Annotated in this window: 24 protein-coding genes; 12 read left to right on the plus strand and 12 right to left on the minus strand. The window is 55.4% G+C overall.

The features are described from left to right. The first annotated feature begins 40 nt into the window (after nucleotides 1-40). The 5 genes from pcnB (at nucleotide 41) to panD (ending at nucleotide 4,165) form a co-directional block, all read left to right on the plus strand. The gene (pcnB, locus tag ABLU87_RS05175; RefSeq protein ID WP_071846143.1) at nucleotides 41-1,438 is read left to right on the plus strand and encodes a polynucleotide adenylyltransferase PcnB; all 1,398 of its coding nucleotides are present in this window, start codon (nucleotides 41-43) and stop codon (nucleotides 1,436-1,438) included. Beyond that, a complete protein-coding gene (gene folK, locus ABLU87_RS05180; protein WP_122117160.1) occupies nucleotides 1,435-1,914 on the plus strand; it encodes a 2-amino-4-hydroxy-6-hydroxymethyldihydropteridine diphosphokinase in 480 nt (159 codons plus the stop codon). Before pcnB ends, folK begins: the two co-directional genes overlap by 4 nt. A 119-nt stretch (nucleotides 1,915-2,033) precedes the next feature. Continuing rightward, nucleotides 2,034-2,825 carry a 3-methyl-2-oxobutanoate hydroxymethyltransferase gene (gene panB / locus ABLU87_RS05185; RefSeq protein ID WP_004098680.1) on the plus strand — a complete coding sequence of 264 codons (792 nt, stop codon included), beginning with the start codon at nucleotides 2,034-2,036 and terminating at the stop codon, nucleotides 2,823-2,825. Between the two features lie 11 nt (nucleotides 2,826-2,836). After that, entirely contained in the window at nucleotides 2,837-3,691 is an 855-nt protein-coding gene (gene panC, locus ABLU87_RS05190) for a pantoate--beta-alanine ligase (RefSeq protein WP_025106513.1), read from the plus strand. Nucleotides 3,692-3,784: 93 nt separating this feature from the next. After that, nucleotides 3,785-4,165 carry an aspartate 1-decarboxylase gene (panD, locus tag ABLU87_RS05195; protein ID WP_004098675.1) on the plus strand — a complete coding sequence of 127 codons (381 nt, stop codon included), beginning with the start codon at nucleotides 3,785-3,787 and terminating at the stop codon, nucleotides 4,163-4,165. A gap of 1 nt (nucleotide 4,166) precedes the next feature. Here the strand turns inward: panD and ABLU87_RS05200 are convergent, their stop codons facing one another. The 4 genes from ABLU87_RS05200 to ABLU87_RS05215 form a co-directional block, all read right to left on the minus strand. Further along, entirely contained in the window at nucleotides 4,167-5,420 is a 1,254-nt protein-coding gene (locus tag ABLU87_RS05200; protein ID WP_122117159.1) for a polysaccharide deacetylase family protein, read from the minus strand. Between the two features lie 57 nt (nucleotides 5,421-5,477). Next, entirely contained in the window at nucleotides 5,478-5,918 is a 441-nt protein-coding gene (locus tag ABLU87_RS05205; protein ID WP_064374759.1) for a PTS sugar transporter subunit IIA, read from the minus strand. A gap of 121 nt (nucleotides 5,919-6,039) precedes the next feature. Continuing rightward, entirely contained in the window at nucleotides 6,040-6,810 is a 771-nt protein-coding gene (locus ABLU87_RS05210; RefSeq protein WP_004098668.1) for an ABC transporter permease, read from the minus strand. Then, nucleotides 6,807-7,733 (minus strand): ABC transporter ATP-binding protein, encoded by a 927-nt coding sequence (locus ABLU87_RS05215; protein WP_004098667.1) that lies wholly within the window; start codon nucleotides 7,731-7,733, stop codon nucleotides 6,807-6,809. The genes ABLU87_RS05210 and ABLU87_RS05215 overlap by 4 nt, the downstream gene beginning before the upstream one ends. A gap of 107 nt (nucleotides 7,734-7,840) precedes the next feature. Between ABLU87_RS05215 and can the strand changes: the two genes are divergently transcribed. Next, nucleotides 7,841-8,503 (plus strand): carbonate dehydratase, encoded by a 663-nt coding sequence (gene can / locus ABLU87_RS05220; protein ID WP_004098666.1) that lies wholly within the window; start codon nucleotides 7,841-7,843, stop codon nucleotides 8,501-8,503. Nucleotides 8,504-8,554: 51 nt separating this feature from the next. On the opposite strand, the gene hpt is transcribed toward can, so the two are convergent. Next, nucleotides 8,555-9,091 (minus strand): hypoxanthine phosphoribosyltransferase, encoded by a 537-nt coding sequence (gene hpt, locus ABLU87_RS05225; protein ID WP_014227950.1) that lies wholly within the window; start codon nucleotides 9,089-9,091, stop codon nucleotides 8,555-8,557. A 203-nt stretch (nucleotides 9,092-9,294) separates the two neighbouring features. Between hpt and ABLU87_RS05230 the strand changes: the two genes are divergently transcribed. Next, on the plus strand, nucleotides 9,295-11,685 hold the full coding sequence (locus ABLU87_RS05230; RefSeq protein ID WP_122117158.1) for a glucose/quinate/shikimate family membrane-bound PQQ-dependent dehydrogenase: 2,391 nt from the start codon (nucleotides 9,295-9,297) through the stop codon (nucleotides 11,683-11,685). A gap of 100 nt (nucleotides 11,686-11,785) precedes the next feature. Here ABLU87_RS05230 and cueO read toward each other — a convergent pair whose 3' ends face one another. Beyond that, nucleotides 11,786-13,387: a multicopper oxidase CueO gene (gene cueO, locus ABLU87_RS05235; protein ID WP_122117157.1), complete on the minus strand. Its 1,602-nt coding sequence runs from the start codon at nucleotides 13,385-13,387 to the stop codon at nucleotides 11,786-11,788. Nucleotides 13,388-13,533: 146 nt separating this feature from the next. On the opposite strand from cueO, the gene ABLU87_RS05240 reads away from it, so the two are divergent. From ABLU87_RS05240 to speD, 5 genes are all read left to right on the plus strand, one after another. Further along, entirely contained in the window at nucleotides 13,534-13,881 is a 348-nt protein-coding gene (locus ABLU87_RS05240; protein ID WP_014227947.1) for a YacC family pilotin-like protein, read from the plus strand. Between the two features lie 343 nt (nucleotides 13,882-14,224). Next, on the plus strand, nucleotides 14,225-14,644 hold the full coding sequence (locus ABLU87_RS05245) for a hypothetical protein (RefSeq protein WP_025106509.1): 420 nt from the start codon (nucleotides 14,225-14,227) through the stop codon (nucleotides 14,642-14,644). Beyond that, nucleotides 14,641-16,404, plus strand: coding sequence for an FKBP-type peptidyl-prolyl cis-trans isomerase N-terminal domain-containing protein (locus tag ABLU87_RS05250; RefSeq protein WP_122117860.1), 1,764 nt, complete (start codon nucleotides 14,641-14,643; stop codon nucleotides 16,402-16,404). The genes ABLU87_RS05245 and ABLU87_RS05250 overlap by 4 nt, the downstream gene beginning before the upstream one ends. A 165-nt stretch (nucleotides 16,405-16,569) precedes the next feature. Beyond that, on the plus strand, nucleotides 16,570-17,433 hold the full coding sequence (gene speE, locus ABLU87_RS05255) for a polyamine aminopropyltransferase (RefSeq protein WP_004098658.1): 864 nt from the start codon (nucleotides 16,570-16,572) through the stop codon (nucleotides 17,431-17,433). A gap of 14 nt (nucleotides 17,434-17,447) precedes the next feature. Next, nucleotides 17,448-18,242: an adenosylmethionine decarboxylase gene (gene speD / locus ABLU87_RS05260; RefSeq protein ID WP_004098656.1), complete on the plus strand. Its 795-nt coding sequence runs from the start codon at nucleotides 17,448-17,450 to the stop codon at nucleotides 18,240-18,242. Between the two features lie 23 nt (nucleotides 18,243-18,265). On the opposite strand, the gene ABLU87_RS05265 is transcribed toward speD, so the two are convergent. The 6 genes from ABLU87_RS05265 to acnB form a co-directional block, all read right to left on the minus strand. Next, a complete protein-coding gene (locus tag ABLU87_RS05265; RefSeq protein ID WP_032748007.1) occupies nucleotides 18,266-19,036 on the minus strand; it encodes a DeoR/GlpR family DNA-binding transcription regulator in 771 nt (256 codons plus the stop codon). 9 nt (nucleotides 19,037-19,045) lie between these two features. Beyond that, nucleotides 19,046-20,029 carry a D-threonate 4-phosphate dehydrogenase gene (locus ABLU87_RS05270; protein WP_122117861.1) on the minus strand — a complete coding sequence of 328 codons (984 nt, stop codon included), beginning with the start codon at nucleotides 20,027-20,029 and terminating at the stop codon, nucleotides 19,046-19,048. Then, nucleotides 20,019-21,290, minus strand: a complete 1,272-nt coding sequence (locus tag ABLU87_RS05275) for a D-threonate kinase (RefSeq protein ID WP_102803133.1) — start codon at nucleotides 21,288-21,290, stop codon at nucleotides 20,019-20,021. Before ABLU87_RS05275 ends, ABLU87_RS05270 begins: the two co-directional genes overlap by 11 nt. Continuing rightward, nucleotides 21,287-22,240 carry a 2-keto-3-deoxygluconate permease 1 gene (locus tag ABLU87_RS05280; RefSeq protein WP_025106505.1) on the minus strand — a complete coding sequence of 318 codons (954 nt, stop codon included), beginning with the start codon at nucleotides 22,238-22,240 and terminating at the stop codon, nucleotides 21,287-21,289. The genes ABLU87_RS05275 and ABLU87_RS05280 overlap by 4 nt, the downstream gene beginning before the upstream one ends. A 181-nt stretch (nucleotides 22,241-22,421) precedes the next feature. Then, on the minus strand, nucleotides 22,422-22,784 hold the full coding sequence (gene yacL / locus ABLU87_RS05285) for a protein YacL (RefSeq protein ID WP_004098646.1): 363 nt from the start codon (nucleotides 22,782-22,784) through the stop codon (nucleotides 22,422-22,424). 175 nt (nucleotides 22,785-22,959) lie between these two features. After that, a complete protein-coding gene (acnB, locus tag ABLU87_RS05290; protein ID WP_004098644.1) occupies nucleotides 22,960-25,557 on the minus strand; it encodes a bifunctional aconitate hydratase 2/2-methylisocitrate dehydratase in 2,598 nt (865 codons plus the stop codon). Between the last annotated feature and the right edge of the window lie 165 nt (nucleotides 25,558-25,722).

Raw genomic sequence — 25,722 nt, forward strand, 5'->3', positions numbered from 1 at the left:
TTTTTTGTCCTGAAGTCCGTCTGACACTACGAGGTGTACCATTTTTACCCGAGTCGCTAATTTTTGCCGTAAGGTGCTAAGCCGTGAAGAGCGCGAGGCAGAAGCCGCCGTCGAACAACTACATATGACGGTTATCCCGCGCGAGCAGCATGCAATTTCCCGCAAAGATATCAGTGAAAATGCCCTCAAGGTCATGTACAGACTCAATAAGGCGGGCTACGAATCGTGGCTGGTCGGCGGCGGCGTACGCGATCTGCTGCTGGGCAAAAAACCCAAAGATTTTGACGTCACCACCAACGCCACGCCGGAGCAGGTGCGTAAGCTGTTCCGCAACTGCCGTCTGGTCGGCCGTCGCTTCCGCCTGGCGCACGTGATGTTCGGGCCGGAAATTATCGAAGTCGCGACCTTCCGCGGCCACCATGAAGGCCACACCACCGATCGCGTCACCTCCCAGCGCGGCCAGAACGGCATGCTGCTGCGCGACAACATCTTCGGTTCGATTGAAGAAGACGCCCAGCGTCGCGACTTTACCATCAACAGCCTCTATTACAGCGTGGCGGATTTCACCGTCCGCGACTACGTCGGCGGCATGAAAGATCTGCAGGATGGCGTCATCCGGCTGATCGGCGATCCGGAAACCCGCTATCGCGAAGATCCGGTGCGCATGCTGCGCGCGGTGCGTTTTGCGGCGAAGCTCAGTATGAGCATCAGCGAAGAGACCGCCGAGCCGATCCCGCGCCTGGCGACGCTGCTGCACGATGTACCGCCGGCGCGCCTGTTTGAAGAGGTGTTAAAACTGCTGCAGGCCGGCGACGGCTATCAAACCTATATTCTGCTGCGCGAATATAATCTGTTCCAGCCGCTGTTCCCGACCATTACCCGCTACTTCACCGAGCGCGGCGATAGTCCGATGGAGCGCATCATCAGCCAGGTGCTGAAGAATACCGATAACCGCATTCGCAACGATATGCGCGTTAACCCGGCGTTCCTGTTCGCGGTAATGTTCTGGTATCCGCTGCTGGAAACGGCGCAGAAAATCGCCCAGGAAAGCGGGCTGGCCTACTACGACGCCTTCGCGCTGGCGATGAACGACGTGCTGGACGAAGCCTGCCGCACGCTGGCGATCCCGAAACGCATCACTACTCTGGTGCGCGATATCTGGCAGCTTCAGCTGCGGATGTCCCGCCGTCAGGGCAAACGCGCGTGGAAGCTGATGGAGCATCCCAAATTCCGCGCCGCCTACGATCTGCTGGAGCTGCGCGCCGGCGCCGAAAACAGCAGCGAACTGCAGCGTCTGACCAAATGGTGGGGCGAGTTCCAGGTCGCCGCGCCGCCGGATCAGAAAGATATGCTGGATGATTTAGGCGACGATCCGGCTCCGCGCCGCCGCCACCGTCGTCCGCGTAAACGCGCGCCGCGCCGCGAAGGCAGCGCATGACGCTCGCTTATATCGCTATCGGCAGCAATCTGGCCTCGCCGCTGGAGCAGGTCAACGCTGCCGTTAACGCGCTGGCGGAGATACCGGACAGCCGGGTGATAAGCGTTTCCTCTTTCTACCGTACGCCGCCGCTGGGGCCGCAGGATCAGCCTGACTACCTCAACGCCGCCGTGGCGCTGGAGACGTCTCTCGCCCCAGAGGCGCTGCTCGACCACACTCAGCGCATTGAGCTGCAGCAGGGCCGCACGCGTAAAGCTGAACGCTGGGGACCGCGCACGCTGGACCTCGACATCATGCTGTTCGGCAATGAGGTGATTAACACCCCGCGGCTGACCGTGCCGCACTACGATATGCAAAACCGCGGCTTTATGCTGTGGCCGCTGTTTGAAATTGCGCCTGAGCTATGTTTCCCCGACGGTTTGGCATTGCGCGACGTGCTGGCCAATCTCGGCGCGGAAAAACCCGGGAGCTGGTAATACCCCTTCATTTTTTAGCAATTACGGCGATCGTGGTAATCGGTTGCCTAAAACCATTGCCCCCCTGAATGCGGCTGCTAGAATGCCGGTTAAAATGACTTTCATCATCAGGAAACGTTATGAAACCGACCACTATCGCCCTGCTGCAGAAATGCAAACAGGAGAAGAAACGCTTCGCCACTATCACCGCCTACGACTACAGCTTTGCAAAGCTGTTTGCCGATGAGGGTATCAACGTGATGCTGGTCGGCGATTCGCTGGGCATGACGGTGCAGGGCCACGACTCCACCCTGCCGGTGACCGTAGAAGACATTGCCTATCACACGCGCGCGGTGCGCCGCGGAGCGCCCAACTGCCTGCTGCTCGCCGATCTGCCGTTTATGGCTTACGCCACGCCGGAACAGACCTTCGAGAACGCCGCCATCGTGATGCGCGCGGGAGCCAATATGGTCAAAATCGAGGGCGGCGCATGGCTGGCGGACACCGTGAAAATGCTTGCCGAGCGCGCGGTGCCGGTGTGCGGGCACCTCGGTCTGACGCCCCAGTCGGTGAACGTCTTCGGCGGCTATAAAATTCAGGGCCGCGGCGATGCCGGACAAGTTCTGCTGGATGACGCGCTGGCGCTAGAAGCGGCGGGCGCACAGCTGCTGGTGCTGGAGTGCGTACCGGTCGAGCTGGCGAAACGCGTCACCGAGGCGTTAACCATCCCGGTGATCGGCATCGGCGCGGGCAACGTCACCGACGGGCAAATCCTCGTCATGCATGACGCATTCGGCATCACCGGCGGCCATATTCCCAAATTTGCCAAAAATTTCCTGAGCACAGCGGGCGACATGCGCGCCGCGGTACGGCAATATGTTGCCGAAGTGGAGTCCGGCGTCTATCCGGGCGAAGAACACAGTTTCCATTAAGGAGTGTTGTTGTGCTGATTATTGAAACCCTGCCGCTGCTGCGCCAGCATATCCGTCGTTTACGCCAGGAAGGCAAGCGCATTGCGCTGGTTCCCACCATGGGCAACCTGCACGATGGTCATATGAAGCTGGTTGATACCGCCAAAGCCAGCGCGGATGTGGTGGTGGCCAGTATCTTCGTCAACCCTATGCAGTTCGACCGCGCCGAGGATCTGGCGCGCTATCCGCGTACCCTGCAGGACGATTGCGAAAAGCTGAACAAGCGTAAGGTCGATTTTGTCTTTGCCCCTGCCGCGGCGGAAATCTATTCGCACGGCCTCGAAAATCAGACTTACGTGGATGTTCCGGGGCTGTCGACGATGCTCGAGGGCGCCAGTCGTCCAGGCCACTTCCGCGGCGTTTCCACTATCGTCAGCAAGCTGTTCAACCTGATCCAGCCGGACGTCGCCTGCTTCGGCGAAAAAGACTTCCAGCAGCTGGCGCTGATCCGCAAAATGGTGGCCGATATGGGCTACGACATCGAGATTATCGGCGTGCCGATTATGCGCGCGAAAGATGGGCTGGCGCTCAGTTCGCGCAACGGCTATCTCAGCGCAGACCAGCGCAAAGTTGCGCCGGGGCTGTATAAGGTGATGAATGGCGCGGCGGAGAAGCTGGCGGCCGGCGAGCGCAATCTTGACGAGATTATCGCGATTGCCGCGCAGGAGCTGAACGAAAAAGGCTTCCGCGCCGATGATATCCAGATCCGCGATGCCGACACGCTGCTCGACCTGACGGAAAACAGCCAGCGCGCGGTGATCCTGATGGCGGCATGGCTCGGCGAAGCGCGTTTGATCGACAACCAGATAGTGGCGCTCGTTCGGTAGACACGGGTTAAAAATCGGGCAATACTGCCTGGAATTTCCTCAAGGCGGGCGTCACGTCCGCTTTGTTATCGTTAAGCTTTAAAGGTAGACGTTATGATTCGTAATATGCTGCAGGGCAAACTCCACCGCGTAAAAGTCACGCAGGCCGACCTGCACTATGAAGGCTCCTGCGCTATTGATCAGGATTTCCTGGATGCGTCCGGCATCCTTGAAAACGAGGCTATTCATATCTGGAATGTGACCAACGGTAATCGTTTCTCCACCTACGCCATCGCCGCGGAGCGCGGTTCGCGAATTATCTCCGTGAACGGCGCGGCGGCACACTGTGCGAGCGTCGGCGATATTCTGATTATCGCCAGCTTCGTCACCATGCCTGACGAAGAAGCCCGCACCTGGCAGCCGAAAGTGGCCTATTTCGAAGGCGAAAACGAAATGAAGCGCCAGGCCAAAGCTATTCCGGTGCAGGTTGCCTGATCTACCCCTGCGGCTGGTTGCTTATCAGCCGCGACATTGTCTCCAGCGAATCCGTTCTTAATATATACAGCCTTTTCAACAAGAACGGATTATCGCCCGGCTTTACCTTCCCTCTCACCGTAGTCACCGCCAGATGAAAACCGGCGTCGTTGGCGGCCTGGACCGCCTTAGCGTTATAGCCGCCAAACGGATAAGAGAGATACAGTACGTGGGGGTTAAACTGTGCCAGCGCCCGCCGCGAATGCGCAAAATCAAACAGAATATTGTGATAGCTGCGGCTGAGGAGAATCGGATGACGTTCAGCATCAACCCGATGCAGGAAATGGGTATGCGACTGCACGTCAAAGACGTCCTGGATCTGTTTTAGCTCGGAAATACTCATAAACTGCAGCGATTTCGGCGCCCATTTCTGCGGATGGCGCTTGATGCGCGACGAGATAATAAACGCCGTGGCGTGAAAGCCATACTGTTTGAGGATCGGGTAGGCATAGCGGTTGACCGACTTCAGCCCATCGTCAAAGGTGATCGCCACCGCACGCGCCGGAAGATTCACTTTATTACGCAGATAACCTTCCAGTTGATACATGCTGAGCGTGATGTAGCCCTGGTCGCGTAGCCAGGTCATCTGATTGCTGAAGGCGCGCACGGAAGTCGTCGTTGAGGTATGGCGAAAGCGGGTATTTTCTTCATCACGCAGGATATGGTGATAAGTCAGTACTGGGATGCCGTTATCTTCTTGCGCATCCAGACTGCTCACCCACGCCAGGCGGTTGCCGATACGAATCTGAAACCAGGTTTGATTAAGCCGATCTTTGAGTTTGCTGATAATCGGATAACGCAAATTATTCGCCAGGGTGCCAAATGGCGCGCTGCCCACGGCGGGGGCATCATAGATTGGCGTATCTTTCCAGGTAATGAGATTTTGGTTGCTTAGAGGCTTATGCAGATCGCCAAGGCTATCCTCCACCCGCTGCTTACCCTGTACCGGCCCCAGGTGGCCTTTATCGATAAAGCCGGTCGCAAAGCCAAAATTAAACTCATAGTAATCCGCCGCCGTCGGTACTACCGCCAGAATTTGCCCTGCCCGCACGTTGCCGACGCTCACCACCTGATTGCCAACCTGCGCCCAGATATCCGCATCTTCGGTCGTTTGCATATAACGTGCCGGCACACCCTGCTGGCTTAACAGGCTGGCAGAGGCGCTTAGCGCCGTGAACAGGAGGAGTAAAGCAAGAATTCGGGCAAACATGCGCATCGAGCCGGTAGACAAGAACTGCCGTCATTGTAACAAAAGCCTCATCAATACCAACGCTTAATTCCCGTACGGCTCATGCAGTAGTCGAAAAGGCGGATTTTTTTGCTGCTGATGCCAGAGGCTGCTCACCGCCGGGCCTCCGGCGCTGACAATGGCGTGCCGGAAGGCTTCGCTGCTCAGGTTCTGGCGCAGCAAATACATGCTTTCCAGTAATGGATAGTCGATCCCGGAAATCACTTCACAGTGGGTGTGCTTATGGCTCAGCAGCGCCGCCACGCGATAAGGCGCCGCGCCGGTATTATCGGTCAGAAAAATGACCCCGTCTCCGCCGTCCGTCTCGTGCAGCGCGTCGCACATCATGCGGCTCAGCATATTGCTGCTGAGATTACGCCAGTAGTTGACCGCCCGACACTGCGTCAGCGGCCCAAACTTTTTCTCCAGACGATCCAGCATCTCCTGCGCCAGTTCGTCATGACAGGTAATCACCCAACCTAACATCGCCCACCTCCTTAGCAGGCAAACAATGTAGCAAGGGAAGAGATGAATATCGGTGATGACAATCAAAATTGTTTGCCGGCGCTTCGCTGAACGGGGCAGCGAAGCGCAGTGGTTGGCTAAATTAGCTGCGAAGCCCGCGTCCGCGCTGGATCAGATACCAGCACAAGAGATAAAACGCGACGATAAACACCACCAGCACGCCGAAGGTGGTGGCGAGCGGAACATCGTTAATGCCGAGGAAACCGTAGCGGAAACCGCTGATCATGTAGACGATCGGGTTCAGATGCGACAGCCCTTGCCAGAACGGCGGCAGCAGGGTCAGCGAATAAAAAACCCCGCCGAGATAGGTCAGCGGCGTTAGCACGAAGGTCGGAATAAGGCTGATATCGTCAAAGGTTTTGGCAAACACCGCATTCAGCAGACCGGCCAGCGAAAATAGCACGGCGGTCAGCACCAGGGTCAGGGCGACGAATATCCATGAGTGAACCTGGAACGGTACGAAAAACAGCGAAATCGCCGTCACCAGAATCCCGACGCACAGACCGCGGGCAACGCCGCCGCCCACATAGCCGGCGATAACCACGTGGGTGGGAACCGGCGCGACCAGCAGTTCTTCAATATTGCGCTGAAATTTCGCGCTGAAGAAGGAGGACGCCACGTTGGCGTAGGCGTTGGTGATCACCGCCATCATAATCAGGCCCGGCACGATAAACTGCATATAGGTGAAACCGTGCATTTCACCGATGCGCGAGCCGATCAGATTGCCGAAAATAACAAAGTAGAGGGTCATAGTTATGACCGGCGGCACCAGCGTCTGGATCCAGATACGCATAAAGCGATGGATCTCTTTGGTCCAGATGCTTTTCAGCGCGACCCAATAAAGCTGCATCATGCTGATTCTCCTTTCCGGTCATGGACCAGCGTGACAAACAGCTCTTCCAGACGGTTAGCTTTGTTACGCATACTTAATACCTGTACGCCCTGCGCGCTTAACTGAGTAAATACGCTGTTAATCCCCTGCTCACGCAGCACCTCAACCTCCAGCGTCGACGTATCAACCAGACGATACTGATAGCCTTCCAGTACCGGTAATGGACTCTTAGGTGCCAGATCGAGAATAAAGGTTTCCGATTTCAGTTTGGAAAGCAGCGACTTCATCGAGGTGTTTTCCACCAGCTCACCGTTCTGAATAATGCCAATATTGCGACACAGCATCTCGGCCTCTTCCAGATAGTGGGTAGTGAGGATAATCGTCGTGCCTTTATCGTTGAGATCTTTCAGGAAGCCCCACATCGAACGACGCAGCTCGATATCCACTCCCGCCGTGGGTTCATCAAGAATCAGCAGCTTCGGCTCGTGCATCAACGCGCGGGCAATCATCAGGCGACGCTTCATGCCGCCGGAGAGCATCCGCGCGCGTTCGTTGCGTTTTTCCCAAAGATCGAGCTGTTTAAGGTACTTTTCGCTACGGGCGATCGCTTCTTTGCGCTCGACGCCGTAGTAGCCCGCCTGGTGAATCACAATCTGCTGCACGGTTTCGAACGGGTTAAAGTTGAACTCCTGCGGCACCAGGCCGAGCTGGCGCTTGGCGTTCACCACATCCTTTTGCAGGTCATAGCCAAACACGTTGACCTCGCCGGAGGTTTTATTCACCAGCGAACTGATAATGCCGATAGTGGTGGATTTTCCCGCGCCGTTTGGCCCCAGGAGCGCGTAAAAATCGCCCGCCTCAACCTGCAGATCGATTCCGCGCAGCGCCTGAACCCCGCCGGGGTAGGTTTTTTTAAGCTGTTTTAATTCCAGAGCAATGGTCATTAAATGTCTCTTCTCGTGTCGTGACACGCGATGGGTTGTTTTAAAAAATGTGAGGTTAACCTATATTAGCGCAACGCACTTACTTGGTTACAGGCCCGTAAACATCCATGAACGATATAGATACACTCATCAGCAACAATGCACTATGGTCAAAAATGCTGGTGGAGGAAGACCCCGGTTTCTTTGAGAAACTGGCACAGGCGCAGAAGCCGCGCTTTCTGTGGATTGGATGTTCAGATAGCCGCGTCCCCGCTGAACGTTTGACCGGCCTGGAACCTGGCGAGCTGTTTGTACACCGTAACGTCGCCAACCTGGTGATTCATACCGATCTGAACTGTCTTTCCGTCGTGCAGTACGCGGTCGACGTACTGGAAGTTGAACACATCATCATCTGCGGCCACTACGGCTGCGGCGGCGTGCAGGCGGCGATTGAAAATACCGAGCTTGGCCTTATCGACAACTGGCTGCTGCATATTCGCGATATCTGGTTTAAGCACAGCTCGCTGCTGGGGGAAATGCCCGAAGAGCGCCGCCTTGATACGCTGTGTGAATTGAATGTGATGGAGCAGGTTTACAACCTTGGCCATTCAACGATTATGCAGTCGGCGTGGAAGCGTGGACAGAAGGTGACAATTCACGGCTGGGCCTACGGCATTCACGATGGCATGTTACGCGATCTGGACGTGACCGCCGTCAGCCGCGAAACGCTGGAGCAGCGCTATCGCCAGGGCATTTCCAACCTTAAAAGCAAGCACGTCAATCACAGATAATTCACGCGCCCCTCTTAACTATCCCGGATAAGCCGGGATAGACACTCCGCATTACTCGTCCAGCAGCGTCACTTTGCCGATATACGGCAGGTGGCGATAGCGCTGAGCATAGTCGATACCGTACCCCACCACGAACTCGTCCGGGATCGCAAAACCGACAAACTCAACCGGCACCTTCACTTCGCGGCGGCTTGGCTTATCGAGCAGCGTACAAATCGCCAGCGATTTTGGTTCACGCAGGCTGAGGATTTCACGCACTTTTGACAGCGTATTGCCAGAGTCGATGATGTCTTCCACGATCAGCACATCTTTACCGCGGATATCTTCATCCAGGTCTTTGAGGATTTTGACGTCACGGGTGGTGGACATGCCGCTGCCGTAGCTCGAGGCGGTCATGAAATCCACTTCATGGGGTACCTGAACCTCACGGCACAGGTCGGCCATAAACATAAATGAACCGCGTAATAGCCCCACCAGCACCATTTCGCTGCCGCTATCTTTGTAATGTTCATTAATTTGACGACCGAGCTCAGCGATACGGGCTTTGATCTCAGTTTCCGGGATCATCACTTCTACAGTATGTTTCATAAAACTAACCATTTGATTCTTAATGTAAATCATCAAAGCCGCTGCGATTGCACCGACGTTGACCGGCAAGCCACGCAGTATACCAGTAAAAAGAAATATGCGATGCAGTGATTAATAAAGCCCATTTTGTGATTCCGATCACACTTGTTAAATCCTATAATTAATTGCAGTTAAAAAATTAACAAACAAACGAGTGTCCTTCTATGGCAGAAACAAAATCTCAACAATCACGGCTACTCGTGACGCTGACGGCTCTTTTTGCAGCGTTCTGTGGCCTGTATCTTTTAGCGGGCGGGGCCTGGCTGGTCGCTCTTGGCGGCTCATGGTACTACCCTGTCGCAGGCCTGGTCATGCTTGGCGTCACCGTCATGCTGTTCCGCGGAAAGCGTTCTGCGCTTTGGCTGTACGCCGCGCTGCTGCTTGCCACTATGATCTGGGGCGTATGGGAAGTTGGTTTCGACTTCTGGGCGCTGACCCCGCGTAGCGACATTCTGGTCTTCTTCGGCATCTGGCTTATCCTGCCGTTTGTCTGGCGCCGCCTGCCGATTCCCTCCTCTGGCGCGGTTGCCGGGCTGGTTGTCGCCCTGCTGATTAGCGGCGGTATCCTGACCTGGGCCGGCTTCAACGACCCGCAGGAAGTCAACGGTACGCTGAGCGCTGATGCAACGCCAGCGGCCCCCATCTCCGACGTAGCCGATGGTGACTGGTCGGCGTATGGCCGCAATCAGGAAGGCCAGCGCTACTCGCCGCTGAAGCAGATCAACGCCGATAACGTGAAGAACCTGAAAGAAGCTTGGGTCTTCCGTACGGGCGATCTCAAGCAGCCTAACGATCCGGGTGAAATCACCAATGAAGTCACGCCGATTAAAGTGGGCGACACGCTTTATCTGTGTACCGCTCATCAGCGCCTGTTCGCGCTTGACGCGGCCACCGGTAAAGAAAAGTGGCATTTCGATCCGCAGCTCAACGCTGACCCCTCTTTCCAGCACGTGACCTGTCGCGGCGTTTCATATCATGAAGCCAAAGCGGATAACGCGCCGGCGGATGTGGTTGCCGACTGCCCGCGTCGGATCATTCTTCCGGTCAACGATGGTCGTCTGTTCGCCCTCAATGCCGAAACCGGTAAGCTGTGTGAGTCCTTTGCTAATAAAGGCATTCTCAATCTGCAAACCAACATGCCTGTCACTACGCCGGGTATGTATGAACCAACATCACCGCCGATTATTACCGACAAAACTATCGTCATTGCCGGCGCCGTGACCGATAACTTCTCCACCCGCGAGCCGTCGGGCGTTATCCGCGGCTTTGATGTGAATACCGGTAAACTGCTGTGGGCCTTTGACCCGGGCGCGAAAGATCCCAACGCGATTCCTGATGATGAACATCATTTCACGCTGAATTCACCAAACTCCTGGGCGCCTGCGGCCTATGACGCGAAGCTGGATCTGGTCTACCTGCCTATGGGCGTAACCACCCCGGATATCTGGGGCGGCAACCGTACGCCTGAACAAGAGCGCTATGCCAGCTCCATCGTGGCGCTGAACGCGACGACCGGTAAACTGGCGTGGAGCTACCAGACCGTTCACCACGATCTGTGGGATATGGATATGCCGTCGCAGCCGACGCTGGCGGATATCGACGTCAACGGTAAAACCGTGCCGGTGATTTACGCTCCGGCAAAAACCGGTAATATTTTTGTCCTCGATCGCCGCAACGGTGAACTGGTTGTCCCGGCGCCGGAAAAACCGGTTCCGCAAGGGGCGGCGAAAGGTGACTACGTCGCGAAAACTCAGCCGTTCTCCGACCTGAGCTTCCGTCCGAAGAAAGACCTGACCGGCGCGGACATGTGGGGCGCCACCATGTTCGACCAGCTGGTGTGCCGCGTTATCTTCCATCAGCTGCGCTACGAAGGGATTTTCACCCCGCCGTCAGAACAAGGCACGCTGGTATTCCCGGGTAACCTGGGGATGTTCGAATGGGGCGGCATCTCCGTCGATCCGAACCGCCAGGTGGCGATTGCTAACCCAATGGCGCTGCCGTTTGTCTCAAAACTGATCCCTCGCGGCCCAGGTAACCCGATGGAGCAGCCAAAAGACGCCAAGGGTTCCGGTACCGAAGCCGGTATTCAGCCACAGTACGGTGTCCCTTACGGCGTTACGCTTAATCCGTTCCTGTCACCGTTTGGTCTGCCCTGCAAACAGCCAGCCTGGGGCTATATCTCCGCGCTGGATCTGAAAACCAACGAAGTGGTGTGGAAAAAACGTATCGGTACGCCGCAGGATAGCCTGCCGTTCCCGATGCCGGTTAAGCTCCCGTTCACAATGGGTATGCCGATGCTGGGCGGTCCAATTTCGACGGCCGGCAATGTGCTGTTTATCGGCGCGACCGCGGATAACTACCTGCGCGCGTACAATATGAGCAACGGTGAAAAATTATGGCAGGCACGTCTGCCGGCAGGCGGCCAGGCGACGCCGATGACCTATGAAGTGAATGGCAAGCAGTACGTTGTCATCTCTGCGGGCGGTCACGGTTCGTTTGGCACGAAGATGGGCGACTATATCGTCGCTTATGCTTTACCGGACGACGCGAAGTAAAAAACAGAAGGCCCGGTTTCCGGGCCTTCTCTCTATGGTACGTCTCTCTCTTTTCTATCGAAGCAAGCCACACGCCTCGCCCTTAGACGGGAAGCGAATTCTACACCGTAAATCCCAGCATCATTCCCGTATCTTCATGCTCCAGCAGATGGCAGTGCGCCATATAGGCATGCTCTTTCGGCGCATCGTGATCAAATTTCACCAGCACTTCACTGACATCGCCTTCAACCCTGACGGTATCTTTCCAGCCGCTCCTGTGGGGTGCCGGCGCTTTGCCGTTTTCGGACAAAATACGGAACTGAGTGCCGTGAATATGGAACGGATGCAGCATCATGTCGCCTTTGCCAGAAATCACCCACCGCTCATACTGCCCTTTCGCCGCCGCAAACAGGGGAACATTCATATCAAAGGCTTTACCGTTGATCCGATTCGCATTATGGAAATCAAACGCCTTATTACCGTGCTTCATCTGCGCCGTGCCGCCATGATTCATGCTTCCCATGTCACCGTGGTTCATATTGTTCATATTCCCCATCTCTCCGTGATTCATCATCATGCCATGGTCCATGCCGGACATGGCCTGGTCGCCATATTTTTGCATCAGCGCCTGCATGCCCATCATATCGAGCATCGGATCCATCGAGAGCTGCAAAGTACGCTGAGTCAGGCCCTGAAGCGAGGGCAGCGCTGGCATAGCGGCCAGCACATCCGGCAGCTTACCGGAAGCCTGGATAGTCAGCAGCTGCACGCGTAACACTGGCTGCGGCCGATCAAACGGAGCGATCGCCATCCCCATCTGGTTGACCGGGAGCGTAATTAAATCGAAGGGCTTCCCGTCAGTGGTATCTACCAGCACTTCGAAACGCTCGCCCATCAGCACCGGCAGCGCGTTAACTTTCACCGGCTCAGCCAGGAGACCACCATCGCTTGCCACGACGTACATGGGCCGCTTATCGCTGGTGGCGAAATTCAAAGAACGCGCATTACAGCCGTTCAGCAGACGTAAACGTAGCCAGCCGCGAGGCGCAGCGTGCTCCGGGTACAGCGCGCCGTTAGTGAGCAGCGTATCGCCAAACCAGCCCACGGCTGCGCTCATAATATCGAGCTGATAATCAATCTCTCCCGCTGAGGTGAATTTTTTATCCTGCACAATCACCGGGACATCATCAATTCCCCACTGCTTTGGCAGGAGCAGCTTTTCGCTTTCTGCATCAGAAATCAGCACCAGCCCTGCCAGCCCCATCGCGACCTGTCTGCCGGTTTTACCATGCTGATGGGGATGGAACCAGCAGGTCGCCGCCCGCTGCGTTGGGGTAAAGGTCACCGTGCGGGAGCCTCCGGCGGCAATCACGCCCTGGGGACCGCCGTCCACGGCGCCGGGAACCTCCAGACCGTGCCAGTGCACGGTGGTCTCCTCCGCCAGACGGTTATGAATGTCGATGGTCGCCTCCTCACCCTGCTTAAGCTGTAGGGCCGGGCCCAGCAGATTGCCGTTATAGCCCCAGGTGGTCGCCAGATGAGGGCCGAACTGCGTTTTTCCAGCCTGAATGATTAACGAGATGCGATTACGCGCGTCGGCGGTAAGCAGTTCGGGTACAGGCAAAGATGGGCGGCTGGCGGCAAAAACCGAGCGGCTCCATAGCGGCAATGCGCTGGCCACGCTGACCGCAGCGGTTAGTTTAAGAAACTCACGACGTTGCATTTTCACATCCTTTTTATTCTGCTGGTGAATAATTGAGCTTAAACCCTCCCCCAACAGGAAGGTCAAGCAGAAGAGTAAGAATAAAGCTCGGCGCACTGTAATGAAGTGTGCTAACTTTGTTTGTCCGTGATTCAATGGTAGAAAAAATGAAGACGCTTTTCAGAACAATAGTGCTTGGCAGCCTGCTGACTCTCTCCGCCAATAGCTATGCATTAAGCGAGTCCGAAGCGGAAGATATGGCTGATTTAACGGCAGTATTCGTCTTCCTGAAGAACGACTGCGGTTATCAAAATCTGCCTAACACGCAGATTCGCCGTGCCCTGGTCTTTTTTGCTCAGCAGAATCAATGGGATTTAAGCAATTACGACAGCTTCAATATGAAAGCGCTCGGCGAAGATAGCTACCGGGACCTTAGCGGAATCCAGATTCCCACCACTAAAAAATGCAAAGCGCTGGCCCGCGATTCGCTTAGCCTGCTCGCTTACGTGAAATAACCCCCTTCATTTCATAATACGGTAGCCGTGCGAATACGGCTATGACGCCGCATAATAATAGCAATTCAATTAACAACAGCACTTAATTTATATCTCAATTCATAGAATTCAATGATAATTCATTAAGCATTCAACATATTAATATATACCCTAAATAATTAGAGTTACTTGAAGGCGGCAAGGGGTAAGCGAGCGTAGCCAACGCATAAGCAGCGTGAAATATGACGGGTATAACTAATATTAAAAGTACGCCATCAAAAATCATAAACTCTATTATTGCATTCTTCTTTTTCGCACACTATTATCGCCCGATAACACCTCTTTTTATCAATGGAATGAAACCTTGAACAGATCCTTATTTACAAGCATAGCCCCTCTGGCCCTCATTTTATTAGCGGGTTGTAATTCAATACAACCCAGGCAATCCGCCGGATTAGTGAAACCCTTATCTGAGTCGACATTAAGCCAACAGCAAACCGAACAGCAGAGAATCGCCGATGAGCAAGCGCGTTTAGACACTTGCCGTAAAGCGCTGGAGTCGCTGAAAGAAGTGAACCCCAAACAGGCGGACAAACTCGGCAATGAGTTCACTGCCCTGCTTAGCGCGGCATCACAATATAATTCTGTGCGCAGTAAAGTGGCAGAACCGACAAAACAGGGGATCGATTCGATGTACCAGTTCAAATCAATCAAGCTGTGCGCTGATATTGAAAAGGAGCTGATCGATAGCCTTGTTAAACGTGGTGAAAATGTTCAGCCATGAACGGGAAAATAGCCAAAAACTTCAATCCGGTATCGCTGGCAGCAGTTTTTGTGCTGGCGCTATCGCCGGATGCCTATGCGGAAAAAGACGCCCTTATCAGCGTCACGGCGAGCTCAAATAGCGATGCCTCAGGCCCGGCATTTTTAAATTATGCTAAAGAGCAGCAGGCGCAAAAAATCAGCGAGCCGGTAAAGCCCGTTGAGGAGAAAAGCAATAATACAAAAACAACGAATAAAAAAACCGTCCTGAATACCCATGAAGTTTCCCGTCAGGCTGCAATCATTGCTCAAAAAGATAAACTCATCCGCCAACTTCGGCAGCAGCTTGATGTGAAGCCGGCCACGGTGAACGCCGAAGCAGACAACCAAAAAGCGCTGAAAGATAAAATTCAGCTGCTTGAGAAAAAGTTAGCGACTGCCGTAGCCGAAAAACAACAATTAATAGATAACGCGCTATCCGCCGCGGCTGAAATAAAACAGATCGAGGGCCAGCGTAATGCCACAGAAAATAAAACGCTGCAGCAGGAAAAAAGAGTGGCATTAGTAGAATCCGCGAAACAAAAAGTTGAGCTTCAGCTGGCTGAGGCAACCGCCGAAAAGCAATCCCTGCAGCAGAAGCTCGCGGCGCTGGAAACAGAAAAGCAAGATACGCTCTCAAAGCTGGCGGCGGCCGCAGCGGAGAAACAAGCGCTCACCGGTAAGTTCACGACAGAGGCGAAAGAGAGGCAAGCTCTCGCAACAAGGCTCGCTGCTGCAGAGGCAGCTCAGCAGGAAATGCTAACAAAACTCGCCGCGGCTGACGCCGCACAGCGGGCGCTGCAAACGAAACTGGATGCGTCTCAAACCGAGCAGAAAGCAGCGATAGCGAAGCTCAACGCCAGTGAAGCGGAAAAAACAGATTTAACGACAAAGCTGGCGGCCGCGGCAGTAGAAAAACAGGCGCTCACGGCTAAACTGGACGCCGTTATCATCAGTACGCCGCAGACGTCCCTTCAGGCGGATGCTGGCCGTCAGCAGGCCGGTCAGGACAACGCCCTACAGCAGGCCAGCGCCGATGAAATTACCCGGCTAAAGGCCAGGCTTGCTGACGCCAAGGCGAAAAAGCCGCTGGCTATCGACTTTGCAAAAGAGCCTCTGCGGCAGGCTTACGCTATCGGTGTATCGATGGGCGAGGAGGTGCTGCAGCTCTTATCTACCCGGGCATCTCAGGGCGTAAAAACCAGTAAAGATACCGTTTTACAGGGGATTATGGATTCTTTTTCAGGGGATATCGCCCTTGATGAGAAAGCGCGCAATAAAGCCTTATTCGATGTGTCTAAAAAAGTCTTTCAGAACCTAAAGAAGCTCGAACAGCAAACCCTTAGCGAAGGAAAGAAATATCAACAAAACTTCGCGAAGCAAAAAGGGGTGGTATTGAAAGACGGCATTTACAGTCGCATAGATTATGCCGGCAAGGGCAAGATTCTCGACAGCGATATCGTTACCGTCACTATCAAGGAAACGCTTACCGATGGAACCGTCATTAACGATATGGAAGCGGAGGGGAAAGTCTGGTCCCAGCCTCTGAAATCTTATCCTCCCATCTTCCTTGGGCCGCTCAAGCGGCTGGGAAACCACGGAGCGATAACGGTCGTGATCCCTCCCAATCTCGCCTACGGCAGCGAAGGCAAACCGCCTAAAATCCCGCCGGGAGCGACCATGGTATATACCGTCAGAATCGTTGACGCCACTGCGGCAGAACCACAGGCTAAAAAACCCTGATCCTGGCGCCTCCCATCGGGGAGGCGCTTTCCCCTCTTTGTGAACGGGTAATGCCCCACGCTTCATTTGCTGAAATATCCACCGTGCATCATCTTCTATAGTTGGCTATGATGTTGCGCTCATTTTTGATGGGTGTAACAGGTGTTAACAAAGGAGGATCTGCCCGTGGCCGATAGCAATCTGTGGCATGAAACGCTGCACGACCATTTTGGTCAGTATTTCAGCGTTGATAACGTTCTGTATCATGAGAAAACCGATCATCAGGATTTAATCATTTTCGAAAACGCAGCCTTTGGCCGCGTGATGGCGCTGGACGGCGTGGTACAAACCACCGAACGTGATGAGTTTATCTACCATGAAATGATGACCCATGTTCCTCTGATGGCCCACGGCCAGGCGAAACATGTGTTAATTATCGGCGGCGGCGATGGCGCCATGCTGCGCGAAGTCTCCCGTCACCGCAGCGTCGAAACCATCACCATGGTAGAAATTGACGCGGGCGTGGTTTCATTCTGTCGCCAGTACCTCCCCAACCATAATGCGGGTGCGTACGACGACCCGCGCTTTACCCTGGTGATTGACGATGGCGTCAATTTTGTTAACCAGACGGCGCAAACGTTTGACGTCATTATCTCCGACTGCACCGATCCTATCGGTCCCGGCGAGAGCCTGTTTACTTCCGCCTTCTATGAAGGCTGCAAGCGCTGCCTCAACCCAGGCGGGATCTTCGTCGCTCAGAACGGCGTCAGCTTCCTGCAACAGGATGAGGCCGTCGATAGCCATCGCAAGCTCAGCCATTACTTTAGCGACGTAAGCTTCTATCAGGCGGCGATTCCCACCTACTACGGCGGCATCATGACCTTCGCATGGGCCACGGACAACGAAGCGCTGCGCCATCTTTCCAGTGAAATCATCCAGGCCCGTTTTCACAAGTCGAACCTGAAGTGCCGTTATTACAATCCGGCCATTCACGCGGCGGCATTTGCTTTACCGCAGTATTTACTGGATGCGCTATCCACCGTTAAGTAAGGAGGTGATCTAAATTGAAAAAATTGAAGCTGCACGGCTTTAACAATCTGACCAAAAGCCTGAGTTTTTGCATTTACGATATCTGCTACGCAAAAACGGCAGAGGAGCGCGATGGCTACATCGCCTATATTGACGAACTCTACAACGCCAACCGCCTGACGGAAATTTTGTCAGAGACCTGTTCGATTATCGGCGCCAATATTCTTAACATTGCCCGCCAGGATTATGAACCGCAGGGCGCCAGCGTGACGATCCTGGTCAGCGAAGAGCCTGTCGATCCGCAGCTTATCGATCAGACAGAACACCCGGGTCCGCTACCGGAAACCGTGGTGGCGCATCTCGATAAAAGCCATATCTGCGTTCACACCTATCCGGAAAGCCATCCTGAAGGCGGACTGTGCACCTTCCGCGCCGATATTGAAGTCTCAACCTGCGGGGTCATTTCACCGCTGAAGGCCCTGAACTATCTGATTCACCAGCTAGAATCCGATATCGTCACGATTGATTATCGCGTTCGCGGTTTTACCCGCGATGTGAACGGCATGAAGCACTTCATCGATCATGAAATTAACTCCATTCAGAACTTCATGTCCGAGGATATTAAGTCTTTGTATGACATGGTGGACGTGAACGTTTATCAGGAAAATATTTTCCATACCAAGATGTTGCTTAAGGAGTTCGACCTTAAGCACTATATGTTCCACACGAAGCCGGAAGATTTGAGCGAAGAGGAGCGTAAGGTGATTACCGACCTGCTCTGGAAAGAGATGCGCGAAATCTACTACGGACGCAATATCCCGAGCGTGTAACACCGTATCGGCTGGCGGTATCCTTAACGTTCAGGCTGTACCAGCGTAAGGGCAACGGACTGCGCTTTCAGCTCAGCCTGAACGGGAAGAGGCAACCCCCCATCGGTAATAATGTCAGTGAAGCGGCTCAGCGGAGCGACGTTGAACAGCGAGTGGGCGCCATATTTGCTGCTGTCGGCCAGTAAGATCTTACGCTGGGCGTTGGCAATGATCTCCTGCTTCAGCCCCGCCTTTTCTTCCGTCGGCGTCGTCACGCCCTTTTCCACGCTCCAGCTGTTACAGCTCATAAAAGCGATATCGGGATAGACGCTACGTAACATCTTACGACCAAACTCGCCGATACAGGACTGGCTGCTGTCATCAATGCGGCCACCGACGATGGTCACTTCTATCTGGCGGAATTCGGATAAAAACAGAGCGATATGCAGATCGACTGTGATCACCCTGAGCGGAAGATGGGTCAGGCATTTTGCCAGCTCCAGCATGGTGGTGCCGGCGTCCAGTACCACCGCGTCGCCCGCCTGCACCATCGAGGCGGCAAAACGCGCAATCGCCCGCTTTTCCGCAGGCGATCGTAGCTGCTTTTCATTGGTGGTAGGCTGAGAAGGCTCAAAGCGCCGCAGGGCAACACCGCCGTGGCTGCGGCTGATCACGCCCTGCTCATCCAGTTTGATCAGATCGCGTCGTATCGTTGCAGGCGATGCTTCTACCGCATCCACCAGCTGTTCCACGGTCACCAGCGTATGATTTTTCAAATACGCCACAATCTTATCCAGACGGTGTTGTCCTTTCATAACAGGAAATTACGCCAGTTTCATTGCCAATTTAATCGATACGGCCATGCTCTCAGATTTTGCTTTTCCCGTCCAGGCTATATCAAACGCGGTACCGTGATCGGCAGAGGTGCGGATGAACGGCAGACCCGCGGTGATATTCACCCCATCGTAGAAGCCAAGCAGTTTGAGCGGAATATGTCCCTGATCGTGGTACATCGCCACCACCATGTCATATTGCCCCTCGTATGCCTGTAGAAACACGGTGTCCGGCGGGCAAGGCCCATAAACATCGATTCCCTTCGCTTTCATGTTTTCAATGGCCGGCGACACAATGCGTATTTCTTCATCGCCAAACAGACCATTTTCGCCCGCATGGGGATTGACCCCGGCAACGGCAATGCGCGGCTGGGTGAAGCCGACGCGTTTCAGGAAGCGATCCGCGATGCCGATGACCGTCTCCACGCGCTGGCCATTAAGCGTATCGAGGAACTTACGCAACGCAATGTGGGTCGAGACATGAATGACCTTCAGCTTGTCGGTGTAGAGCACCATGGCGTAATCGCGGCTTTCAGTCAGCGTCGCCAGCAGCTCGGTATGACCAGGATAATTGTGCCCTGCCAGATGAAGCGCTTCTTTATTCAGCGGTGCGGTCGCGATGGCGTGTACGTCGCCTTTCATCGCCAGCGCCGTCGCCCGCTTCACGCAGCGGTAGGCCAGATCGCCCGCCTGGGCCTGCACTTTACCCGGCTCCAGCGCGTCCGGCTGGGCCAGCGGCTCGTCGATGACATGAATCACGCCTGGAGCAAATCGCGCCTCCGCGACCTCGGCGATCGCGCGAAAGGTGACGCCTTCCGCCAGCCCTTTGTCCTGCAGACGTTTCAGGGTTTTCAGACACCCGACCACCACCAGCGGCGCGCCGTTGAGCTCGTCTTCACAAAGCGCTTTGACAATAATTTCCGGACCGATGCCCGCCGGGTCGCCCATCGTAATCGCAATTGTTTTAGTTACCACTGTACATCTCCTCAATAAAATAAAGCGCATCACAAAGGGTGCTGTCTGAACCGAATCCGCCGGCTTTAGTGATAACCGGCAGATCGTCGATTTCACTGTTAACGAACGTCCCGCAGGGAATACAGGGCGCCACCTCACTCTGAATGCGATAGCCTTCCGCCCCGAGCGCGGCGGCGACCGCGGTGGCGATATCTCCTCCGGTCAGGAACAGCCCGCCAATACGAGCCTGTTCGATAATGCGCAGCGTAATCATTCCGAGGCGTTCGCTAAGCATCTCACCGAGCTGCTGGCGGCTTACGCCAGCCTGAGCGCACAGGCCGTCGATCATCTGCCGATCGTCCGCACTCCGGCTGGTACGTAAAATGGTGTGCTGCTGGCGACTGAGCAGCGCACAGGCCTGTTCAACCGCCGCGGCCATTTCCTGCTCGTACTGCGCCGAGGCCAGCCGCGAGGCGTCAATATCCACGACGCTGGCGCGCGCCTGGCAGAGCGCTTTTTCAACCTGCCGCCGCGTGGCCTCGCTCATCGATCCGGCCACCACCAGTACCGGTAGCTCCTGCTTTTCCTGCATGAAGGTGCTGACCGGTAGCGCGTTCGCCAGCCCGGCAGCGCCAACCAACAGCGGCATCTCTTTTTGTTCACAAATAGCCTGGGCAATCAGCAACAGATCGCGATCTTCCACGGCATCCACCACCACCATGCACTCACCCTCGGCTGAAAAAGCCGTCAACAGGGCGCTCAATTGCCCCCGACGAACGTCTTCGAGCGACACTTCATGAACCGGGATATCGCTTTGCAGGGCGATCAACGTCGCAATTCGCGAGGAGATAATGGGCGTTTTCGGATCGCTGGCGAATTCGGTTTCCAGCAGTGGCGTACCGTTGACCAGGCATAATCCGTCGCGGGTGGTGCGCCCGGCAGCGGGGATAGCCGCCGCAATTACGGCCAGCTTCCGGTTTGCAGCACGCATTGCCGCCGTCACTTCAGCCCCCACGTTGCCGCGGAAAGTAGAGTCGATTTTCTTGTAAACCAGCGGACGCGCATCACCATCGCACCACGGCGCTAACGCCTGCGCTACCGCTTTCCCGGCCTCAGCTGCAGGCATCGCGCGGCTTTCGGTGTTGATCACCAGCACATCAGCGCGACGCGAAGGTTTTTGATCCGGCGTTAGCATCACTTCCGTGCGCGCCCCCTTCTTTGCCAGCTGCACGCCGGTATCGTTAGAACCCGTAAAGTCGTCGGCGATAACGATCATTTTCATGCTTTTTTCTCCTCTGCAACCTGACGCGCTTGCTTCTTAGCCACCCATGAGGTGAGGACCGGCGTCAGAATCGCGGTGGTGATCACCGATGCGGCAATCAGCGGCGCGGCCGCGGCGGCAACCTCTGCCAGAGAGGGATCGGCCTGGGCAATCGCCAGCGGCGTCGCCACGGCGTTTCCGGCGGTACTGGACGCCGCCGCGCCGGCAATCCCGGTTCCGCCCACCAGACGGTCGGCACGAATGTTAAAGAAACCGCCGATAAAGGTCGTCAGCACGCCGAGCAGAATGCCCGCCAGACCGCCCTGTAGCAGCATTTCAAGGTTGATCCCTGCGCCCAGCGCAAAAGCGAAGAACGGAATCAACAGCGGGCCGCCTTTGGTCAGGAAGTCGCGCATGTTGGGATCGAGGTTACCCAGGATCATTCCCACCACCAGCGGCACCAGCACGGCGACCAGCGCCATAATGGGAATGTTGGCCATCCCCGCCGCGCCCAGCGCAATCATCGTAAAGAATGGCCCGTCATTCAGTGACAGGATGGAGATCGCTCCCACATCACGCTCGTTACCAAACTCGCCAACCAGCGCGGCGTAAAGCCCGCCATTCGAGTTACTCATCGCAGCGATGATCGCCACGCCGCTTAAGCCGAAGATCCCTTCAGCGCCAAAGAGCTGTTCCACGCCGAGGCCAATCGCAATGGCGATCAGGAGTTTGGTCAGCGTAATGGTACCGCCCTGCAACAGAGCCTGTGGCGCTGCCTTGACGCTAATTCCCGCTCCCATACAGAGCAGGAAGGCGCCAATCAGCGGCGCTGCGCCGTTTTTAAACAGCGCGGTGGTGAACCCGCCGATCTCAAGCGCTTGCGGGGCAAAGGTATTGATAATGGCGCCGATCACCAGTGGCACAACCATCATGCCGCCAGGTACACGTTCTATAGCCTTTTTGATGTTCATGGTCTTCCCGCCTGTTGTTATGCTGTGATTAAATAAAATCATAAAGATTATATTTAATCAAATAAACTTCACAAACGCGCCAGATCACAGTTTTAAAATGATTAATAAAAATCAAACCAGGCCGTTAAGGCCAAAAAAAAGCCGGACATAACTGTCCGGCCGTGGAAATGATTAACGTTGCTCAGGATTGACCTACAAATTTTCGATAGGCGTTGACGACCTGAAGAAAGTCTTCCACGCCGCATAGCGAGAGGCTTTCTTCGTCATAGTAGCTCATCCCCTCTTCTATCTCATCGCCGGAAAAATCCAGTTGGTTAGCGCGGATCATCACTTCTTCGCCGTCCAGCCATAGCGTGTATTCATGGCCGACGCGTTGCCAGGAACGTTCACTGCCTTTAACGGTGCGCGCGGCCTGCTCGACTTCGTCCAGCAGGGCAAGGTTATCTTTAACCTCTTCGTTGAACCAGTGGCCGATCGCCTCATGATCCATCGACATTCGCACCTTTACCACTCCGGTAATATCGCGCAGAAATTCGTAATCCATAGTCTTTTCCTCTGCAAGGGCAGTGCGTCACCGCTGCACTGTACCCATACAGTCATTATCGCAGCAGTGGAAGAGAAAAAAAGCGTGGTGGACGGAGGGACGGGAAATAAAAATGCCCGGTGACGCAAAGTTCACCGGGCATTGGCGGGATTATGTACAGCGCTGAGCTAGCGCATTACACCGCGGTCTGGAAAATAACCCCGTCGGCCTTCTCGGTGTACTGACCGAGCTGGTCGAAGTTCAGATAACGATAGGTATCCGCTGCGGTTTTATCCACCTGAGCAACATAGGTCTGATACTCTTCCGGCGTCGGCAGTTTACCGATAAGCGCGGCCACGGCCGCCAGCTCCGCAGAGGCCAGGAAGACGTTAGCGCCGGTACCTAAACGGTTCGGGAAGTTACGGGTTGAGGTAGAGACCACCGTCGCACCGTCGGCAACGCGCGCCTGGTTACCCATGCACAGGGAACAGCCAGGGATTTCAATACGCGCACCGCTCTTACCAAACACGCTGTAGTAGCCCTCTTCAGTCAGCTGCGCGGCGTCCATACGGGTTGGCGGCGCCACCCACAGACGAGTAGGCAGCTGGCCTTTGTGGTTGTCCAGCAGCTTACCGGCCGCGCGGAAGTGGCCGATGTTGGTCATGCAGGAACCGATAAACACTTCATCGATCTTCTCGCCCTGCACGTCGGACAGCAAACGCGCATCGTCCGGATCGTTCGGCGCGCAGAGGATGGGCTCTTTGATATCGGCCAGATCGATATCGATCACCGCCGCATATTCCGCATCCGCGTCGCCTTCCAGCAGCTGCGGATCCGCCAGCCATTTTTCCATGCCCTGAACGCGACGCTCCAGCGTACGGCGATCGCCGTAACCTTCGGCGATCATCCACTTCAGCAGGACGATGTTGGAGGTCAGATACTCAACGATCGGCTCTTTGTTCAGCTTAATGGTACAGCCCGCCGCGGAACGCTCGGCGGAGGCATCGGTCAGCTCAAACGCCTGCTCAACTTTCAGATCCGGCAGACCTTCAATTTCCAGAATGCGGCCGGAGAAGATGTTTTTCTTACCTTTCTTCTCCACGGTCAGCAGACCCTGTTTGATCGCATACAGCGGGATGGCGTGTACCAGATCGCGCAGGGTAATGCCCGGCTGCATTTTGCCTTTAAAACGTACCAGTACCGATTCCGGCATATCCAGCGGCATGACGCCAGTTGCGGCGGCAAACGCCACCAGGCCTGAGCCTGCCGGGAAGGAGATACCGATCGGGAAACGGGTATGCGAATCACCGCCGGTACCCACGGTATCAGGCAGCAGCATACGGTTCAGCCAGGAGTGGATAACGCCATCGCCCGGACGCAGCGATACGCCGCCGCGGTTCATGATGAAGTCCGGCAGCGTGTGGTGTGTGGTGACGTCCACCGGCTTCGGATAGGCGGCGGTATGGCAGAAGGACTGCATCACGAGGTCGGAAGAGAAGCCCAGGCACGCCAGGTCTTTCAGCTCATCACGGGTCATCGGGCCGGTGGTGTCCTGAGAGCCTACGGAGGTCATCTTCGGTTCGCAGTAAGCGCCCGGACGAACCCCGGCCACGCCGCAGGCGCGACCCACCATTTTCTGCGCCAGAGAGTATCCGCGGCTGCTTTCCGCCACGTCTTTCGCCTGACGGAACACATCGCTGTGCGGCAGGCCCAGCGCTTCACGCGCTTTGGTGGTCAGGCCACGGCCGATGATTAGCGGGATACGGCCGCCGGCGCGCACTTCGTCGATCAGCACGTCGGTTTTCAGCTCGAAGGTCGCCAGCAGTTCGCCGGTTTCGTGGTTACGTACTTCACCTTTGAACGGATAAACGTCGATCACGTCGCCCATGTTCAGGTTGTTTACGTCCACTTCAATCGGCAGCGCGCCGGCATCTTCCATGGTATTAAAGAAGATAGGCGCAATTTTGCCGCCGAGAACCAGACCGCCGCCGCGCTTGTTCGGCACGTGCGGAATATCGTCGCCCATAAACCACAGCACCGAGTTGGTGGCGGATTTACGCGATGAGCCGGTACCCACGACATCGCCGACGTACGCCAGCGGGAAACCTTTTTGCTGCAGTGCTTCAATTTGTTTAATCGGGCCAACGGCGCCGGGCTGATCCGGGTCGATGCCTTCACGGGCGTTTTTCAGCATTGCCAGCGCGTGCAGCGGAATGTCCGGGCGGGACCAGGCGTCAGGGGCCGGAGACAGGTCATCGGTGTTGGTTTCGCCGGTGACTTTAAAAACGGTCACGGTGATTTTGTCAGCCAGCTGAGGACGGCTCAGGAACCACTCAGCGTCGGCCCAGGATTGCATAACCTGTTTGGCGTAGGCATTGCCCGCCTTGGCTTTCTCTTCTACATCGTAGAAGTTGTCGAACATCAGCAGGGTGTGGGACAGCGCTTTCGCGGCGATCGGCGCCAGTTTTGCGTCGTCCAGCGCGTCAATCAGGGGATGGATGTTGTAACCGCCCTGCATGGTGCCCAGCAGTTCGACAGCTTTTTCACGGGTAACCAGTGGAGAAGTCGCTTCGCCTTTGGCGATCGCGGCAAGGAATCCGGCTTTAACATAGGCGGCTTCGTCGACGCCCGGCGGTACGCGGTTAATTAACAGGTCTAACAAGAATTCTTCTTCACCCGCTGGCGGGTTTTTCAGCAGTTCTACCAGCGCGGCCATTTGGGTTGCATCTAAGGGTTTCGGTACAATCCCCTCGGCGGCACGCTCAGCTACGTGCTTACGGTATTCTTCTAGCACGACGGTTCTCCTCGCTCTCATTGTAAAATGCGGTAGGCGATTCTCTTCACGCTCCTGTGAGACAGCAGTTTGTAGGGTAAATGCCCGATACCGCGTCGGCAGCATAGCAGGATTTTGGCGGGGTGTTAATCTGTTTACAAAAAAGCAACATTAAAAATTAGCTGA

It is taken from the genome of Klebsiella sp. CB_Kp196 (assembly GCF_040061575.1).
GTDB lineage: Bacteria > Pseudomonadota > Gammaproteobacteria > Enterobacterales > Enterobacteriaceae > Klebsiella > Klebsiella michiganensis.

Coding starts and splice junctions, on each gene's coding strand:
- folK (WP_122117160.1), top strand. CDS start 1,435: ATGACGCTCGCTTATATCGCTATCGGCAGCAATCTGGCCTCGCCGCTG.
- panB (WP_004098680.1), top strand. CDS start 2,034: ATGAAACCGACCACTATCGCCCTGCTGCAGAAATGCAAACAGGAGAAG.
- panD (WP_004098675.1), top strand. CDS start 3,785: ATGATTCGTAATATGCTGCAGGGCAAACTCCACCGCGTAAAAGTCACG.
- ABLU87_RS05200 (WP_122117159.1), bottom strand. CDS start 5,420: ATGCGCATGTTTGCCCGAATTCTTGCTTTACTCCTCCTGTTCACGGCG.
- ABLU87_RS05205 (WP_064374759.1), bottom strand. CDS start 5,918: ATGTTAGGTTGGGTGATTACCTGTCATGACGAACTGGCGCAGGAGATG.
- ABLU87_RS05210 (WP_004098668.1), bottom strand. CDS start 6,810: ATGATGCAGCTTTATTGGGTCGCGCTGAAAAGCATCTGGACCAAAGAG.
- ABLU87_RS05215 (WP_004098667.1), bottom strand. CDS start 7,733: ATGACCATTGCTCTGGAATTAAAACAGCTTAAAAAAACCTACCCCGGC.
- can (WP_004098666.1), top strand. CDS start 7,841: ATGAACGATATAGATACACTCATCAGCAACAATGCACTATGGTCAAAA.
- hpt (WP_014227950.1), bottom strand. CDS start 9,091: ATGAAACATACTGTAGAAGTGATGATCCCGGAAACTGAGATCAAAGCC.
- ABLU87_RS05230 (WP_122117158.1), top strand. CDS start 9,295: ATGGCAGAAACAAAATCTCAACAATCACGGCTACTCGTGACGCTGACG.
- cueO (WP_122117157.1), bottom strand. CDS start 13,387: ATGCAACGTCGTGAGTTTCTTAAACTAACCGCTGCGGTCAGCGTGGCC.
- ABLU87_RS05240 (WP_014227947.1), top strand. CDS start 13,534: ATGAAGACGCTTTTCAGAACAATAGTGCTTGGCAGCCTGCTGACTCTC.
- ABLU87_RS05250 (WP_122117860.1), top strand. CDS start 14,641: ATGAACGGGAAAATAGCCAAAAACTTCAATCCGGTATCGCTGGCAGCA.
- ABLU87_RS05265 (WP_032748007.1), bottom strand. CDS start 19,036: ATGAAAGGACAACACCGTCTGGATAAGATTGTGGCGTATTTGAAAAAT.
- ABLU87_RS05275 (WP_102803133.1), bottom strand. CDS start 21,290: ATGAAAATGATCGTTATCGCCGACGACTTTACGGGTTCTAACGATACC.
- ABLU87_RS05280 (WP_025106505.1), bottom strand. CDS start 22,240: ATGAACATCAAAAAGGCTATAGAACGTGTACCTGGCGGCATGATGGTT.
- yacL (WP_004098646.1), bottom strand. CDS start 22,784: ATGGATTACGAATTTCTGCGCGATATTACCGGAGTGGTAAAGGTGCGA.